The organism is uncultured Acinetobacter sp. (genome assembly GCF_947626835.1).
Lineage (GTDB): Bacteria > Pseudomonadota > Gammaproteobacteria > Pseudomonadales > Moraxellaceae > Acinetobacter.
In genome coordinates this window covers 1-18,214 of record NZ_CANQTS010000043.1, presented here as the reverse complement: position 1 = coordinate 18,214, position 18,214 = coordinate 1, and the positions used below count along the sequence as shown (strand labels likewise).

The window sequence follows — 18,214 nt, the reverse complement described above, 5'->3', positions numbered from 1 at the left end:
GTTGTAAACTCGAACATAGGATGGCTAGTTGAATGGTTTGTGTCGTAACTCACTTATCAACTCAGTCATCTTTTTTTTCAACTGAATGTCTTATCCATGATTCGGGTTAATCAAGATAATTATATTTTATGGGGGTTAACAATTTAGTTTTTGTAGAAGTTTATAATTTATTATGAGACTTTTGGAATGGTGAAACTTTGAATATTTCTATCCTAGTTCCTTTTTTTTATGTACTAGTTATTGTTACAGCAAACTTGAGCACGACCTACTTTGGTTTATGGGTGACACCACTTAATGCATTTGTTTTGATAGGAGCTGAACTTGTCTTACGTGATGTTATGCACGAGTCTTTAAGTAAAATAAGGATGCTTAGCATTGTTGTACTCGCTGGTATTATTTCTTTTTTAATAAATGCTGACAGTAAAAACATTGCTATAGCTAGTTTTGTAGCTATAGTTGTATCATGCTTTGTAGACTATTATGTATATCATAAGACTAAAGGTACATGGATAAAAAGAAGTAATACAAGTAACTTCTTTAGTGGTTTTACAGACTCTCTTATTTTTCCATTAATAGCTTTTGGTGTATTTAATCCTTATGTTTTTGTTTTGCAATGGTTAGCGAAATTTGTGGGTGGTTTTATCTGGACGTTATTGTTAAATAATTTAATGTCTAAGTTTTTAAGAGATAAAAAGGAGCAAGTGTGATTTTGGGGAATCTAGTGATATCTACACAATTTTCAGGTGTAGGTAAAATCATCGATGTAATTAATCAAGAAATTTGTAAAGTTGCATTTTTCCATTCTCCACAACAACCGCATTCGAATATACAAGAATTCAAAATAAATGAATTAAAAAAATATCATCTATACTCGGAACAAGTGGTATATATTTTAGCTAAAGATGGTTATTGGCAACGTGCGCGTTATATTGGTGAATATACTCATCATCAACATTTATTAGTGATACGTGAAAATGAAAAAGCAATTGTTAACTTAGCAGACATTTTTGTGTTAAACACACAGGAAGAATGGGTGAATCCCGTCAGTTTTTTAAGTGTACAAGCCAATGATGCGCCGTTCTTTTATTATTTACGTGAAAAATTTATAGAAGCTTATATTAATCAACGTGCAAGTTGCTGTTCAATTGGTGCAATTCTAAGTAGTAGTATTGAATTAGAAGCACATCAATTAGCAGTTGTCAAAAGAGTAATACAAGACCCAGTTCAAAAGTATCTATTAGCCGATGAAGTTGGTTTAGGTAAAACTATTGAAACGGGTGTGCTTATTCGAAATCATGTTTTAAATTTGCAAAAAAACGCGTACGTTTTAGTGATTGTGCCTGATAACTTAGTGCATCAATGGCATACAGAATTGAGTAGGCGATTTCATCTTGAAGATGTGATGAGCTCAGAAGACAATAGTCATCCTAATATTGAGATTCTTGGTTATCAAGATTTTTGTCAGTGGAAAGCCAAAGACAATGGTCATCAAACCATGATCGTTGTTGATGAAATGCATCATATTGCGGCTTGGGCATGGGGTAATCAATTAAATCAACAATTGGCGTATCATCGCTTGGTTCATTTGTGTGAACAAGCACAGTCGGTATTATTGTTATCAGGGACGCCATTAAATGGCAATGAAAAAAACTTCTTATCCATCTTACATTGTTTAAGTCCAGAACATTATCAACTTGATGAAAAAGGAATTCAAAACTTCAAACAAGCTATTGAGCAAAGCGAATGGTTAGGTGGAATACGAGGTGCATTAGTTGCTGAAAATAATAATACAAATATTGAGGGTATTTTAGACGAACTTAATGTTCATTTTTTAGAAGACCAACAACTACATCAACTCATTGCAGAGCTAAAACCTTTGGTCGATTTTTTAGACGGTCGAGATGAAGATGATGAAGAGCGTAATCAACTCATTGAAAAATTAAATCAATATATTGGTGAACATTACCGTTTATATGAAAGAATGCTAAGAAACAGACGTGATAACAAAGGATTACGTGTTTTATTTCCCGGTTTAGCGGGTGCATTTAAATATCAATGGTCAATTGCAGCAGGGCAATTATCATTAGAGCATCTGCTCCTAGAATACCTAGCAGAACGATATCCTGAAGATGAACAGCAGTATCTCGCATGGTTTAAGGACTTTATGATCAGTCCACAAATGATCATTCAACGCTGTGAACACGCATTAAATGATGCAACAGCATTTGAGCAACAATATTTGCAAGAAATCATCACTCAAGCGAGTATTGAGCAAAAAGCTAAAGATCAATTGCTGGTTGAAATGATTTACCAAGCATTGCAAAAATCGTTAGCCTTAAAAATCATTGTATTTATAGATGATCATGAGCTATCAAAACAGGTATATCAACTGTTGCTAGAAAAATTTGGCGATGTAGTAGAGCACAATGCAACACGAGAAACGCTAAAATTTAATGAAGATAATCAAGATGTTCGTGTTTTAGTATGTGATGCTAAGGGAGAGGATGGTTTAAATCTACAGGGTAAAGAGCGTTTGGTGATTCATTATGCGATGACCCATTCAATTAGCCGTTTAGAGCAACGCTTAGGGCGAGTGAATCGTTACTCCGCCAGTGTAAAAGGTATTTTGCCGATTGAAAGTTGGTTATTGCTGCCTGAGTATCAGGGAATTTTCCAAAGTTGGGTTAATGTTTTGGTAGATGCGGTAGGCATTTTTAACAGAACCATCGCAAGCTTACAATATGTGTTAGAAGAACAATTTGCTTTAACATGGAAAGACAGTTTAAAGCAGGGAGTACAGGCATTTGAACGCTTACAACATAAATTAGGCGATTATCAAGATTCAAACCCAAATAGTTTTATTGAAATGGAACTGAAAAAAGTTCGATCTCAAGAAGAACTGATGAATATGGATGATCAAGTTAAATTAGCGGAAATCTTTGCCAAAAGAATTATTCAATCTGATGAAACCGCTGAGCAAGATGCACAGGCATTATTGGATTGGATGATTAAGGCATTACGATTTAAAAAATATACTCTGGATGCTCAACAATTCCGTTTAGGCTTTAAACGTGAAACTGATAAAAATGATAGTCGGACTTTACTAGATATACAGAGCTTTTTAAAAAATTGTCTGATGGGGATGGATTATACCGAGGGTTTAAAAACCCATGTGATGTCACCTTCAAGACGTTTTTTAAGCATAGATGGTAGTCATGTTTATCCATTACGTTATGGGCAGCCTTTTGTCGATTCTATTTTTAATTTACTTAAAAAAGATGGACGTGGGGCAAGCAGTGCGATTTTGCGAGTGTTTAAACGACATAAGTTGCCAGAACCACAAATCTTTTTTCAAAGTTCTTGGTTAGTGCAACATCAGGCAAATAACCCTGTGGTCGCAGATGAGTTGTTTAGCCCACATATTGAAAAAATATGGTTAAATTTTAAAGGTAATGAAATTTTAGAAACACATCCGTTATACAAATTTTTATTTGTGCCATATGAAGATGAACGCTTGAAGGGTTTGCTAGATGAAAAAAATCTACGTCCAGAAATATGGTCGGTGCTTAAAAATTCATTGTCTTTAACGCAATGGGAAAATTGGGTCAAGGATACAACAGTTCAAGCCCAAGCAATTTTAACAGAGAGATATAAAGATCAATCACTTCAATTTATTTTAGTGAGTGTTCACGCTCAAATTTATCTTTCTAGTAATTAATTGCTTATACATATAGCAATACATACAGCAATACATATTGGTTTAGCACAATAGATATAAAGGATGTATTTGATATACATCCTGATACAAATATATAGAGGTAAATATCATGCCGGCATTAAGCCAAGAGATTTGGAGTGATTTTATTTCACAAATCAAAGAACCACACGCTGTTTTACCTCACATAGCATCTACCACTTTTAGTCATCCATTTTTGAAGCGATTACAGCATATTCTGATGGATAGAAATGCATCGGGACTAGATTTAGCATATGGAATTCGTGATGTGCTTGCATGCGTTAATTTAAATGGTCAATTGTACGGGACGCTAAATTTTTTTGATGATCGTTTATCCGCTGAGATTAATTCAACAGTCGGTATACAACAAGATCGTCATGGTCATTTTAGTTTGATCAATGCTCAAATTGCATATCCTGAAGTTTATCAAAAACGTGTACGACGCTTTATTCGTGCTTTGCCATTAGACCCAATGCTAAAACCTGTGTTTAAACAGTTTAATATTGAACATTACAACGGTGAGGGTCAGCGCCAAGCTGTGCGTAGTATTTTATCTTCAGATGAAAACAGCACTATCTTTGTTCAATTACCTACAGGTTGCGGTAAAACATTATTAGTACATGCTCTAAGTGTTATGAAAGCACAGCAGCGCTTGATTTTAGTGATTGTACCAACTGTGGGTTTAGGCATCGAACAAGCACAACGTGCGCAAGAAGTTTTAGCACAACTTAATTTAGATCATCGTGGTAGCTATGTTTGGCATAGTCAATTAGATGCAGAAGAAAAACGTCAAATACGGCAGCGTCTGAATGCGGGTACACAACGTATTCTATTCTGTTCGCCTGAAGTTGCAATTACCAGTTTAAAAGCACAACTTTTTGATTTAGCAAAAAATAACTTATTGGATTCGATTTTTGTCGATGAAGCACATTTAATTGATACATGGGGCGTGGAGTTTCGTCCAGAATTTCAATTGTTATCTGCTTTGGTACGCTCATTAAGAAGCTATCAAACAAAATTACGTTTAATTTTAATGTCTGCTACTTTTTCGCAAAGTACATGGGATTTGTTAAAAAAACTTTTTGATGATTCAAGAAGTCCATTTATTGCAGTGAATGGTGGTTTTCTTAGACCTGAAATTCAATTTAATATTTTAAAATCTAAAGACCAGACAGAGCATACACAACACATTTTAGATTGTTTAAAGCAATTACCTCGACCTATTATTTTATATAGCATTAAAGTTGAGGATGCCGAATATTGGTATCAGTGCTTGCAAAATTTAGGTTTATCGCGTGTGGGGTTGTTTCATGGTGACACGAAAATTCAAGAGCGTGAAAGATTGATTGAAAAATGGAAACAGGACGATATTGATATTATGGTTGCTACCTCCGCTTTTGGTGTGGGTATGGATAAAAGAGATGTGCATAGTGTTTTACATACAGGCGTACCAGAAAATATAGATCGCTTTTATCAAGAGGCAGGTCGTGCAGGTCGTGACGGGGCAGCATGTGTATCATGGCTGATTTATCATGAACAACAAATCAAAGTTGCTGAAAATCTTGCCGAAAATAAATTGATCAGTGTTGAAAAAGGGTATAAAAATTGGCTCGCGATGTGTCAAAACTACAGCATTGAAAACAATCAATATATGAAAATTGCATTAGATTCTTTTAAAACGGATCTTAAACAGAAAACGGATTACAGTTTGGCGTGGAATATTCGTACTTTGTTGCTAATGCAACGCGCAGGCTTTATTCAACTACACTATATGCCAAAGCCTGAATTAGCAGAAAATGCCTCAGCAGAAGAGCTAGAAAAAGGACAAGAGGATTATCAACATGCCATTCATATTAAGGTATTAAAAGATACCCATGCCAATCAAACGATTTGGCAAAAAGATATTGAACAGCAACGACAAATTGAAAAGCGCCAGCAATGTTTACAACTACAGAAATTACGAGACTGGTTACAGCAACCTGAAAAGCCGTTATGTGATTATCTACAACATTTTTATAGTTTGGATGGTAATTTACCTGAAAAAAGTTGTGGGGGGTGTCCGGGATGCAAAATGCAGGATAAGGATGCTTTTACACCCACTTTAGGTCAGGAAGTGTATCAGTCACAATTTGTATATGATGGGCTTTTTAATGAGATTAAGTCTGTTTATTATCCTGCAAATAAGCCAATAAGCTCAAAGGTTAAGCAGTTGTACTTACAAGAATGGAAGATATGGATTGAACGTTTACTCAATCAGAAAATCGTTGGTGTAATACGAGCATCTAGAGAGACTTTAACCTTATTGGAAAATATCACACAAGTGCCATTTTGGGCAGGCATTGCCTTTGATGAGCCAGCAATTGGTGTTGCAGAATTGGTGTTGGTGTTACCCACAGAAGATTTTTCACAGTTGCAAACCATACAACAAACTCCTTTACAAATTATTGTCGCACCTGACAACTTAGCAGATTCAAAGTATGGGCATCGCTTGTGGTGGGAAACTCAACCGAATAGCCAAAGCTTGAACGATTTTTCAAATAGAGGAAGATAAAATGTCAATTGTAAACAATGCCAATCCCGGCAGTAGTATTTTGATATTGTCTACTATTGATCAATATTTATTAAAACATCGTGATAAACCTATTACGATTGAAAAATTAAAACAGCACCTTAGACCAGAAACGTTATCTAAGACAGATACAGCAGCCAAACGTTTTCAGGAAAATCTCGATTTTTGGTTGAAACTTGGCTTATGGGGGTTAGATACTGAAAACCAGCAGATCTTTTCTCAACCTGAAAGTGAAAAACATAGCCTAGAATTCAGACTATTAAAGAAAATCATCGCGCTTACGGACAATCCACAAACATTTTTTGAGGGTGGTGGCGTTGAGCCCTTCATATTGACGCTAAGTTGTCTCATCCAACAAGACCGTTATACGTTTGTTGGGGGTGATCGCTTGACTGGAGGGAGTTCATCCAATGTATCTTCTGCAGTAAATCAATATGCCATGTTACAACGCGTAGTAAACCAGTCAAATGAAGCAGGGCATTTTATTAAATGGGCAGAATTTTTGGGCTTTTTAGAACCAGATCAGCCAAACCAATACATTTTAGATCCTACACGGGCAATTTTACCTTATTTAGAGATTATTTTTGCTGAACAACAAACGCTTCCTATTCAGACATTCTTACATCAATTGGCTGAGTATTTACCAATGTTTAATCAGGGACTTTTTACAGCATATTTGGCGGATGTTCTGCGAGAACCTGCGTCTGAGCAACAGCATCAAATAAGTGCCGCTTTAAGCCATGCACTATTACGTTTAGAACTCATGAATAAGATTAAATTTGACCGAAAATCAGATGACAGTATGGCGATGCAATTGGTATTGCCACAAGGTATGCCAGTAAAAATGGTGAGTACAATTAGCTTTAGGAATGTGGCATGAATTTAAAAAACTTTTGGCCAAATGAACAATTTATTGCACAATGTATTCGTACAGAAGCAGAAGAACTCCCTGAGCATGTATTATTGGCAGTACATGAACCGATGCGACTTAGTCGCATTGGTGAAACAACAGAAACTAAAACTGAGCAAGATTTATTAAATGACTTTTTAAAAACAGAGCGACCAATCCCCATTATTGGTCGTTCAGGGGTTGGTAAATCACATCTGATTCGTTGGATTGATGCTCAACTGAAATTAAAGCCCGAATGTGCACAATGGCATATTGTGCGAATTCCTAAAAATGCCAGTTTAAGACAAGTGCTAGAACTGTTATTGGCAGATTTAGAAGGTGAAGTATTTGATAAAGCTAGACAAAATATCAGTACTGTAGGCGAGCAATTATCGACAAAGAATGTGGCAGAGTTGTTACTAACATTTATGTCGCAACAATTAGGTAAACTTCGCGAGCAATTAAATCATCGTATTCAAGAACTCCAACTTCACCCTGAATTAAAGCAACAACTGTCAGATCAAGAAAAAGCTGAAATCAGAAGAATTAAGGCACATACTAGTGAAAATAAAGGCTTAGCTGAATTAATTACTGATCCATATTTTAAACAATTTTTATTACAGCCGACACATTGTATTTATAAGTTTGCAGAGCGTTTGACTGCAGGTGCATCTGCGCTTGATTTGGCAGAATATAACTACCAATTATATGCAGATGATTTAGATTTCACTTTAAATACGGATGATTTATCCATTGGCGCACGTACATATATTAAAGATGCAAGATTAAATACTGTATTAAGTGCGCGTGAAGAAGCAGCCTCAGTATTAAATGATATTCTTTCTGATGCCAATAAAGCCTTATTTCAACAATTGTTTAGCTTTTCAAGTGGTAGCTTTATTGATTTATTTAAGGATATTCGCCGTCTTCTCAAACAACATAATCGAACGCTTGTGGTTTTAGTTGAAGATATGGCTGCAATTTCTGCAATTGAAGATGTATTGATTGACAGCTTATTAGAAGAATCCATGACCGCAGGTGAACAAGAACTTTGTGTTGTGCGTTCTGCTATTGCAGTAACTGATGGTTATGCAGGTTATTTAAAAAGACAAGGCACAATTAAAACACGTGCGCAATATGAATGGTATATTAGTGACCAAGTTGAAGAAGGTGAGCCTTTAAATCAACGTATTATTGAATTTGTAGCACGTTATTTAAATGCTGCCCGTTTTGGTGGTGCTGAGCTATTAAAACAATGGGAAACGCACGTAGGGCAAGCTTGGCCACCTGTTTGGGCACAAGCAGATATTGATGAATCTGTACAAGCTTATGGATTTAGTACTCAATTAAATATTCCACTTTTTCCGTTTAATGCGAATGCGATCTTGGCATTAGCCAATAAATTTTGTGTTGAAGATAATCAAATTAAATTTAATCCACGTAAAATTTTGAATCAAATCATTTTACGGGTTTTAAAAGAAAATAAAGCCGAATTTGAAGCTAATCAATTTCCGTTTGCTAACTTTGCCGAAATTACGCTTTCACCAAATGTACGTGGTCATTTAAATCAATTTGATGACCCTTCACGTTGTAATGCAGTTGCAGCGATTTGGGGCTATGACAGTCGCTCAATTGATGAATTGGCTGTTCGTTTAGATTACCGTATTGCATCAGGTTTTGGACTAGTAGATTTTGCAGAGTTTTTACAACACTACGAGCTCAAAGGCACATCACGGGTTCATCAACCTCAAAGTGTAACACCATCTATTATTGAAACATCCAAAGTCGCTCAGCCAGCATCACAAAAAACAGTATCAGAAAAACTACACGAGACAGTTTCTACACTTGAAATAGATCCTCTGCAAGTCGAGTTTAATCATATCGATCAGGTCTTAGAGCAATGGTTACAACCGACGAAACCCATATTGCTTGATCAGGAAACCGCAAAAACTCTACGTCAAGAATTAGAGCAAATGTTTACGCTTTATGTGAATACAGATCCACACTGTTTTAATCTATCCGCAGCTTTTAAAGCTAAAATTCGTACATCTAATAACCGAGTTTATATTGAAATTCCGAATGCACAAGCAAATTTGCCGGGCAGTATTTTAAAATTTTTTGAATTTAAAGATTTAAAAAATGAAGCGATTTTAGCTGAAATCCAAAGTATTAGTTCTGCTTTATTGCGTAATGCTATCGCAAAACAAAAGGGTTTTACAGCGTGGAGTTATCCTGATGGTTACCGTGACTACTTGATTTATCAGAATTTTAGTATGCATTGGGTACCTTCAGCATTACAGTTATTTATTACAGAAATGCGTACACAAGCTGAATCTGGTTTAAAAAGTCATATGGAAGCAGCCTATCGTCTGGGGGTGTGGAAAAATGATGAAAATGCGCAGCAAAGGCTAGATACTCTGTTGCTTAATACGCAAGAATTACTCAATGCGGAAGAAGCAAAATATTTTGGTGAAATTGCCTTATTTGAAGAATTAAGAAAGCCTTTAGAGCATTGGGATACATTGCGTAAAACATGGTTAGATGTGTTTTCGCAAAATGATCACGTTTATGAAGGTAAATTGGCCGTTGATCTGTTTAAAAAAATTGATAGAGACTTGTCTGTTTTTAGTATTTTTTCAAGTTTTAGACAACCTTTTGAAAATGGTCAGCGCAAATTACAAACGATCTTCGCTCAGTTCGATTTTGGTACCAAAGAAGCCTATAGCCAAGCGCTCAAAATGATGAAGCAAAACATTGAAAAAGTCAGAGATCAAGGCAAGCATTATCCAAGTCATAGTAATATTTTGCCTAATGCAAATGATTTTATTAGCTTAATTCAACGTTTAGATCAGACAGCATGTTGGGAAATGATTAAGGGTATCGTTACCTTTCTAGCTGATTTAAATTCAGAACATGGTATTGATTGGAAGAAAGTGGTTGAAAATGTACAACGCATTGATGCGACGCATTTAGAAGATGTAAAACAGCTGTTGAGTTATTGGCAAGAATTTTATCAAAAAAGCTATGCCAGAATTCAGTCAGACAATCAAAATAATGGTGTAGAAAGTTTAGATCGTGCACGTCAAAAAGTGACAGATTTACTTGATCACTTAGAACTAACAGTAGAAGGGCTATAAAATTATGCATTTAATGACACAAATTAAAGCCTACGCTGAAGAGATTGATAACAACTTAAACATTCAAAGTTTGGCGGTAAATATTCAGGCAAGTCAGGCAATTTTCGATAATCTCGAACAAGATGTATTCGCGATTCAACAATTGGCACAGACTTATCATGTATTTAAGACTCAAGTCGGATTTGAACATCAGTTAGATGATAAATTCACTCACCTATCAGAAGTGTTAAAAAAGGTAAAAAATATTTGGCAAAAAGATAAAGAGCAATTACGTGAGGATAAAAAATTTGCAGAATTGCTGCAATATTTAGAGGGATGTCATACTGCTTTTAAGCAAACTTTGAACGAATATTGGCAACAATATGTGCAGAATTTAAAGCAAGAATTTTTTGTTGAAAAAACTTTATTAAATGGTGTTGCACACATCCCGGGGCAAGTGAAAGTCTATACAGATTATGTGGCGAAACAAAAGGAATTTGATAGCAAAAGTAAAGCCTTGCCATTATATGTAGATGATCTCAAGAGCTTACAGGACATCAGTAAGCAATTGACTGCATTAAGAGCAGACATGCGATTTGATGTGCCTCAAGTTGTACAAATGTTTTTACAGCGTCTTAATGGTTCGAGCACAGCTATTGTGAATTTGAGTGATATGACACCTGAGATATATCAATGGTTATATGAGAATGATCATTTAAAAAACTTTACTGTACAACTAAAATGGGATAATTAAATGACCTCTAAGCATCCTAAATATAATGAACTATTAAAAGCATGTTTAGATAAATTTGAAGAACATGAAATACAGATGCTGTCTTGGGGGGATACGGCGGGTTTCTTCACCCAACACGAGGTCATGATCACCATTAATCAAATGGTAGAGCAGTTTGCTAATCAATATGGCTGTTTTTTTGAACCAGAAGATGTGTTCTTAAGTATGGTTAATGAAAGAGCCATGCTGATTGAAATCCCACATCCTGATCATGTGATGACAAACACGGGTTATTACCGTACACGTATGGCGGAATCGGTGCATTTGTTTAAACTACAGAGACAACTGTTTTGGAACAAAAAACTTGAAGATAGCAAAACGTTGGTATCAGATTTCCGTTTTGTGCGCCGTGCGCGCAGTTATCCAAGGCGTGACCTTCAGGCGGATGTCATTAAGCAACAAGTCACTCAACAGTTTGGTTCAAGTTTACGTCCCATTTTAGACTGTTTGTTAAAAGATCAATTTAATTTATCGGGTTTCCAAGAACGCTCTTTATTTCGAATATTAAGCGAGTATCGACAATTACAGAATAAAAAATCATCCAATATTACAGGTAGTATTGTATGTGCAGGTACAGGCAGTGGTAAGACCATGTCTTTTTATCTGCCGGGTTTAACTGCACTTGTCGATCATTTATGCCATGCAAAAGCGTCAGGTGTACAAATTCTGGCGATTTATCCAAGACAAGAACTATTAAAAGATCAGTTTTATGAAACTTGGAAACAATGTCGAGAATTAGATGCTTATACGCAACAAAAGCTTGGGCGAAAATTACGCATAGGCACGATGTTTGGCTTAACGCCAAAATCAATAGAAGATGAAATTAAAAAGCGTCGAGAAAAAAAATCATCAGGAAATTTTGAATTTATACATTGTACAACAGCAGGTTGTAAGGGAAAAATGCAATGGCGTTTAGGAGATGTTGAGCACAATATTGAACGATTATGCTGTAGTGAATGTAATTTTATAGTCAGAGATGATGAAATTCTACTCACGCGAGACAAACAACGTTTTACGCCACCTGATATTTTATTCACCACAACAGAAATGTTAAATCAACAGATGGTGAATCCTGAGTTGCAACATCTTTATGGTATTGGTGATCATGCAGCAAAACCCATCATGGTATTGATGGACGAAGTACACACCTATGAAGGTACAACAGGGGCACAAACGGCTTATTTGCTCAGACGTTGGTTACAAATGAGCCGAGCTAAACCTCATTTTGTCGGCTTGTCTGCTACCTTGAGTGATGCTGCAAATTTCTTTGCTACGTTAATTGGTGCTTATAGTAATCAAGTGGTGTTATTAGAACCTACCCGAGACGAAATGGTCGATGAAGGCGCTGAGTATATTCTACTATTGCGTGGAGACCCTGTTTCACAAACAGCATTGCTATCAACAACCATTCAAACCAGTATGCTGACTAAGCGTATTTTAGATAATAAGCAACAAAAATCCAAAGGGGTATGGGGAAATAAAACCTTTATTTTTACTGATGATTTAGACATTAATAACCGTTTATTTCATGCTTTAGTCGATGCGGAAGGTTTAAAATACCGATATGGTGATTTGGTTGCAAATCCCGAGCAAAGACCATTGGCAGATTTACGTGCCAATCATGACATCGAAGAAAAACGTAAGTACAAACAAATTACTTTTGGTCAAGATTGGCGGATTGCTAGTCAAATTGGGCATCAATTTAATCAGGATCGTGCACTTTTAGGGCGAACCTCAAGCCAAGACAGTGGTGTAGATACACAAGCTGAAGTTATCGTGGCAACAGCCTCTTTAGAGGTTGGGTTTAATGATCCTGAAGTAGGGGCTGTTATTCAACATAAAGCACCTCGGGGTGTGGCATCTTTTTTACAACGTAAAGGGCGAGCGGGTCGATCGAGAGAAATGCGCCCTTGGCTGATTGTGGTATTGTCAGAATTTGGACGTGACCGTTACACTTTTCAGCGTTATGAAGAATTAATGAATCCGCAGATTAAACGCCGTAGTTTGCCATTAGATAACCGCCATATCCAAAAAATGCAAGCAGCATTGGTGTTATTAGATTGGCTAAGCCAACAGGTGAATTTAAACAATAAATCGATTTGGAACGTATTTAAATTTCCTAAGCAATATAACAGCACTATGCCACGACATGCGGTAATTGCGGTGCAAAACAAAATAGAGCAAATGCTAGATGATCAGAGCACATTACAAAAATTTAAAGTCTACTTAAAATATGCTTTAAAAATTGAGGATGATGTAGTTGAACAACTACTGTGGGAATCGCCACGCTCGATTATGCTCTCGGTTATTCCAACGATGCTACGTCAATTAAAAACGCATTGGCGCGTCAATAATGTACAGTGGGCAGGCGTACCCAAAGCACGTTCCCCATTACCTGAATATATTCCCGAAGCCCTGTTTGCTGATTTAAATGTACCTGATGTAAATATAGGCTTAGCTCGTGGGCAACATACTAAATGGGAAAGCTTAAGCTTTTACCAAGGCATGAGAGAATTTGCACCGGGCAGATTATCCAAACGTTATGCCATTCAATGGGATAGTTGCGATTGGTTAATCCCCTCAGATTTTAATGCTGCAGTTTTTGATGGTGCATATATCTTTGAAATTGCCGATGCATTTGGGGACGATGTACATGATGAGGGAACAGTCTTAACTGATGATCAAGAATTATTGGAACTGTACCGACCAAAAGAAATTCGTAGCAAAGTTTTAGACTATAAACTTAGGTTAAAAGATAAAAGTAATGCAGTAGTTGAATGGTTGGCAAGTTTTCAAGATTTTTCTGAATTTGTTGAGGAACCACCACAAGGGGTTTGGTCTAAATATCTGAAAGAGATTAAATTTTGTTTGCATAAAAATGCAAGTCCTGTTGAGGTTATACGTTATAGCCATACCACGAAATCTACATTAGATTTTCAAAGTGGAGATCAGCGTCATATCGATTTTATCTGGCATAAAAATGGTAAAAAAGTGGCCGTTGGAGCAAAACAATGGGTAGATGGTATTTGCTTTAGTTTTGAAATTGCCAAAGCAGATATGATGCGTATTGTAGAAGCGGAAAAAGTACAACAATCTCTGCGTATTTTATTGTTTAAAGAACGCTTAAATCAGTCGAAGAGTTTCAAAAATAATGTTTTTAAAGCCAATTGGGTATATGAATGTTATATGGCGGCATTAGCAACTCAGATAACTGATTTGCCTGAAACCACAGATTCAATTGTACGTGCTGCAGTCAATCAACTGGCTACGGTAAAAGGACAAACTGTTTTACAAAATATTCCGTATAGTTTATTCCACTCAGACATCGAAAATGATGACAGCGAACAAAAATTACAAACCGAATTAATTGAACTGTTTAAACAGCAGAGTGTGATTAACGAAATCAGTGAAGCTGCTCTTGCACTTTGGCAACCTATAACAGAATTGCCAGATTTACTAGACTATGCACGTAAAATTACTGAAAGCACTTTAGCTGCGGTGTGTAATCAAACTTTATTTACCTTATTAAATGATGCTGATGAACGTGCGGTTTTGGTCGATATCGAGCATAAAGAGGATAGAGTAAATATCTGGCTCACTGAATCGGAACAAGGTGGCTGTGGCATTATTGCCAATTTAGCCGATTTATATATGGAAGATCCACGCCGAATTTTAAATGTCTTTATGAAACATTTAGGAGCAGGCGAATATGAGCAAGTGGATGCCTCTTTATATAAGCTGTTAAAAGGATTACCACAATCTCAGGCATTACAGCACTTATTCAATCAGGTTAGACATGCAGAAGATCATCATCAACGTAAAGAAGCCAATCATGCTTTACATGAAAAATTGTCACAACAAGGCTTTATTTTAAGCCAAAGTTTTTTAAATCTTTTGTATTCTCGGGTGTTACGTCCGGGTAGTCATACAGATTCAGATCAAAATATACTTAACTTATTAAAACAATGGGCCGATTTAGAAGCTAAAACAGGTTTGGAATGGGCATTAAACCTATTTACTCATACGGCAGCTCACAGGCAAAGTCGCTCTAAAACTGCAGAAGATATTTTTGATTTACATTGTAGTTATCAGAGTGTTTTATGGCCCAAGGGGCAAGTAGTACGAGACTCTGAGCTGAGTTTCTATAATCAATTTAATGCTAAACATCTCACAGATCGCTTGTTAGTCAAGCAGCTATTTTCTGAAGAGATTAACAAAATTATATTTGATGGTAATTTGAATACGGTACAAAAAAGCTTAGCCCAATACGGCATTGTTGACGTTATTTATACAGAGGCATGTGGTATGACGATAGGTAAGATGATGCTGTTACTGCAAGAACAACATATTGAATATTATGGATTATGGCTATATCCACGTGTCATTGGTTTATCCTATGAGGATGAAGGTACAATGATCAGATTTGAATTACCTGAAGCAGTGCAATGAGTGTTGTAATATGTCTAGAAAAATATATCTTAATCAATCACTTGGTAGGCGTCAATTTAAAGAAGTGTTTACCACGCTGCTATTAGGCACTCTGTTTAATAAAGATGAATTATGGATAGTTTCTCCTTGGGTCACAGATTTTGAACTCATCGATAACACAGCTAATCAATGGAATGCTTTAGTCCCTCAATTTGAACCACGTTATATTCGTTTTAGTGAAGTGCTGATTATGTTAGTACAAGCAGGTGTAGCACTTAAAATGGTGATTCGTAGAGACCCTATTAATAGCCCTTTTTTAGCAGCTCTATATTACCAATTGGGTAAACATGAAGGCTTATCAATTTGTTGTGTGGATAAACTACACACTAAGGGCGTAATTTCTAAGGATGGATTGATAGAAGGTTCACTTAATTTGACTTATTCAGGTGTGGAATCAAATGATGAGGTAGTCACCCTGAATACTGATCCAAAAAATATTTCGGAATCTCTTCTTGAGTTTAAAAAATATACGCAATGGGAGAAAATACAAGATGTTGTATTATCCAAAATGGGTGAGTGACTTTTTTGACACTAATCGAATTCGATTAGAGCGTATCCATCATGATAACTACAACCCAGAGAAATTACAGGTGCTCAAGGCTTTTTTATCTCCTATTGTACAAAAAAAACCTTATTTTGCTTTGCCTTATGTTTATGCTGATCAACCTGTTATGATGTATGTTGGTGGTGCAACAGATTTACGTGAACTGACAGAGCTCAATTCAATTTTATATAGTGCACTTGGGACAGCTTATGTTGAAAGCTACCAAATCATCAAAACCTCACATTCAGATCAAGTAGCGGAGCAGGTTTTACTGTCACAATTTCCTGCAGGTATCGTGCGCTTACAGTTTTATCGTAATAAATCTAATACTCTAGCGGCAGATGTACCATCAGTTTCAGCGCAGGATATTTATTTAAATTTTGAGTTGGTTAATCGAGTGATTCATAGTTTAAATCATCGTCCACAGATTGTGCAGTTAAACAAACGTCCCGTAGGAAAAATTTTACGAGATTTTTACTTGGCACAAAAAGAAAGAGATATTGAAACAGTACAGTTATGTTTTAACGAAATTAAAACCAATGCCAGTTTAGGTGAAAAAAACCTGATTTTTTTACAAGTACAAACTTTAGCCATTGCACAGCAATGGGAAACTTTATTAAATCATACTAAGTTAAAAGATTTGTTAGATGATTTATTACCAAGTATTGTATTGTGCGCCATTTTAGATGCCTTAACTGCAGTGGGTGGAAATCAATTATTAGATGACACAATTTCACCATATACCGATGTTAAAGCTTTACAAGAGCTATATCGACCTTTTAAATCGATTTTTAATCGACTGCCTGAAATTAAAAAAGATGAACAGCATCTTTTGCAGTGGCAACAATGGTTTATTGGTGCTGTATTAATGGGTAAACATCATTTTTTTGAACAGTTACCTTGTTTTATCGATGTCGAATGGTGTGCAAAAGTTTTAAATTTTGTAGAAAAAAAATCTTCTGTTTCGGAAACTGATGATCCAAAAACTTGGCATTTGACCAAACCCAATAGCACGGAACAGGTCTTTGCATATTTAAAACATTGTGCGCAACTTGCACCACAATATTGGCAAGAATATTGGCAATGTTTGGAACAAACACCGCCACATATTCGGATTGAAGTAGAAAAAAATGCCTATTTTTCTAAGATTTGGGAGAGAATTAGTGCCTATTGCAATCAAAAGTTAGGATACCACTGGCAACAGTGGTTTGATGAAATATTAATAAATCGGCAAATAAACACTGACCAGATGTTATTACGTTTACAAAATGAAAGTGAATTATGGCCTATCAGTAGTTTTGATGAACAACAATGGTTAAAAGTTTTAAATATCTCAGATCGAAAGCGTTTGCTGTTACTCAGAAATGCTATGCCAATTTTAGTTGACTGGTTGATGCAAAACAGCTTTAAACTGCACGAAAAAACGGTTCCAGTGATGTTGTCATTAATCGTTGAAGATGAACAACATTATCCTGGAGATTTTTCATTAGCGTATACCTTGTCTAAATATTGGCAGTATGTGCGAGTGAGTCATCAATATGATGAACATATGTTGGCAAGTTTAATTGAACTTTGGGAAAAGGCAGGTTCTGCATTAACACGCCCTCGTGCGCTTAAAATTGTTGAGGTTTGTAAACAGATACCTAATATGAATAAATCGGTATCTTTGCAGAAGTTTGAAGAGATGATACTCAAATCCTAGTTTCTAAATCTAAACTAAAGACAAATTCTAATGCCTTGATAGTGTTGTGATAATCAAGAGAAATATTCTTTGAATACACATGGTAACTATTAAAATATAGATATTGAATAACTGTATTCAAACCTAAATTTGGAATGGAGTAATGTAGTATGATAAATAATGAAAGTTCAATTTTGATTGCAAGATCAATAATAAATTTAATAGATGAAATACAATTAAAGTTAAAAAAACTTAATGTGAACCGGGATGGAATAAACTATTTAGTACTAACGGAATTATATAGCTTAAGAACGAGAGTCTATATTAGACCTCTTGCGAAAGTGGTTATTGCAAGTTTATTCGGTTTACCAGTGCAGCAATTAAGTTAATGCGTAAAC

9 protein-coding genes are annotated in these 18,214 nt (G+C 35.8%); all 9 read left to right on the top strand.

Going from position 1 to position 18,214, the window contains the following annotated elements; genetic code table 11:
• Positions 1–197: 197 nt before the first annotated feature.
• The 9 genes from Q0Z55_RS11975 (at position 198) to Q0Z55_RS11935 (ending at position 17,837) form a co-directional block, all read left to right on the top strand.
• Positions 198–707 carry a VUT family protein gene (locus tag Q0Z55_RS11975; RefSeq protein ID WP_297429019.1) on the top strand — a complete coding sequence of 170 codons (510 nt, stop codon included), beginning with the start codon at positions 198–200 and terminating at the stop codon, positions 705–707.
• 14 nt (positions 708–721) lie between these two features.
• Positions 722–3,718, top strand: a complete 2,997-nt coding sequence (gene dpdE, locus Q0Z55_RS11970; RefSeq protein WP_297429015.1) for a protein DpdE — start codon at positions 722–724, stop codon at positions 3,716–3,718.
• Between the two features lie 109 nt (positions 3,719–3,827).
• Positions 3,828–6,287, top strand: a complete 2,460-nt coding sequence (gene dpdF / locus Q0Z55_RS11965; protein ID WP_297429012.1) for a protein DpdF — start codon at positions 3,828–3,830, stop codon at positions 6,285–6,287.
• Position 6,288: 1 nt separating this feature from the next.
• Positions 6,289–7,185: a protein DpdG gene (dpdG, locus tag Q0Z55_RS11960; RefSeq protein WP_297429009.1), complete on the top strand. Its 897-nt coding sequence runs from the start codon at positions 6,289–6,291 to the stop codon at positions 7,183–7,185.
• Positions 7,182–10,331, top strand: coding sequence for a protein DpdH (gene dpdH / locus Q0Z55_RS11955; RefSeq protein ID WP_297429006.1), 3,150 nt, complete (start codon positions 7,182–7,184; stop codon positions 10,329–10,331). The genes dpdG and dpdH overlap by 4 nt, the downstream gene beginning before the upstream one ends.
• A gap of 4 nt (positions 10,332–10,335) precedes the next feature.
• Entirely contained in the window at positions 10,336–11,064 is a 729-nt protein-coding gene (locus Q0Z55_RS11950; RefSeq protein WP_297429003.1) for a hypothetical protein, read from the top strand.
• Positions 11,065–15,552, top strand: coding sequence for a protein DpdJ (gene dpdJ, locus Q0Z55_RS11945; protein ID WP_297429000.1), 4,488 nt, complete (start codon positions 11,065–11,067; stop codon positions 15,550–15,552).
• Between the two features lie 10 nt (positions 15,553–15,562).
• Positions 15,563–16,111, top strand: coding sequence for a phospholipase D-like domain-containing protein DpdK (gene dpdK / locus Q0Z55_RS11940; protein WP_297428997.1), 549 nt, complete (start codon positions 15,563–15,565; stop codon positions 16,109–16,111).
• Positions 16,083–17,837 (top strand): hypothetical protein, encoded by a 1,755-nt coding sequence (locus tag Q0Z55_RS11935; protein WP_297428993.1) that lies wholly within the window; start codon positions 16,083–16,085, stop codon positions 17,835–17,837. Before dpdK ends, Q0Z55_RS11935 begins: the two co-directional genes overlap by 29 nt.
• The last annotated feature ends 377 nt before the right edge of the window (positions 17,838–18,214 follow it).

Excerpts from the sequence above, each read along its gene's own strand:
- dpdF (WP_297429012.1), top strand. The coding sequence starts at position 3,828 with ATGCCGGCATTAAGCCAAGAGATTTGGAGTGATTTTATTTCACAAATC.
- dpdG (WP_297429009.1), top strand. The coding sequence starts at position 6,289 with ATGTCAATTGTAAACAATGCCAATCCCGGCAGTAGTATTTTGATATTG.
- dpdH (WP_297429006.1), top strand. The coding sequence starts at position 7,182 with ATGAATTTAAAAAACTTTTGGCCAAATGAACAATTTATTGCACAATGT.
- Q0Z55_RS11950 (WP_297429003.1), top strand. The coding sequence starts at position 10,336 with ATGCATTTAATGACACAAATTAAAGCCTACGCTGAAGAGATTGATAAC.
- dpdJ (WP_297429000.1), top strand. The coding sequence starts at position 11,065 with ATGACCTCTAAGCATCCTAAATATAATGAACTATTAAAAGCATGTTTA.
- dpdK (WP_297428997.1), top strand. The coding sequence starts at position 15,563 with ATGTCTAGAAAAATATATCTTAATCAATCACTTGGTAGGCGTCAATTT.
- Q0Z55_RS11935 (WP_297428993.1), top strand. The coding sequence starts at position 16,083 with ATGTTGTATTATCCAAAATGGGTGAGTGACTTTTTTGACACTAATCGA.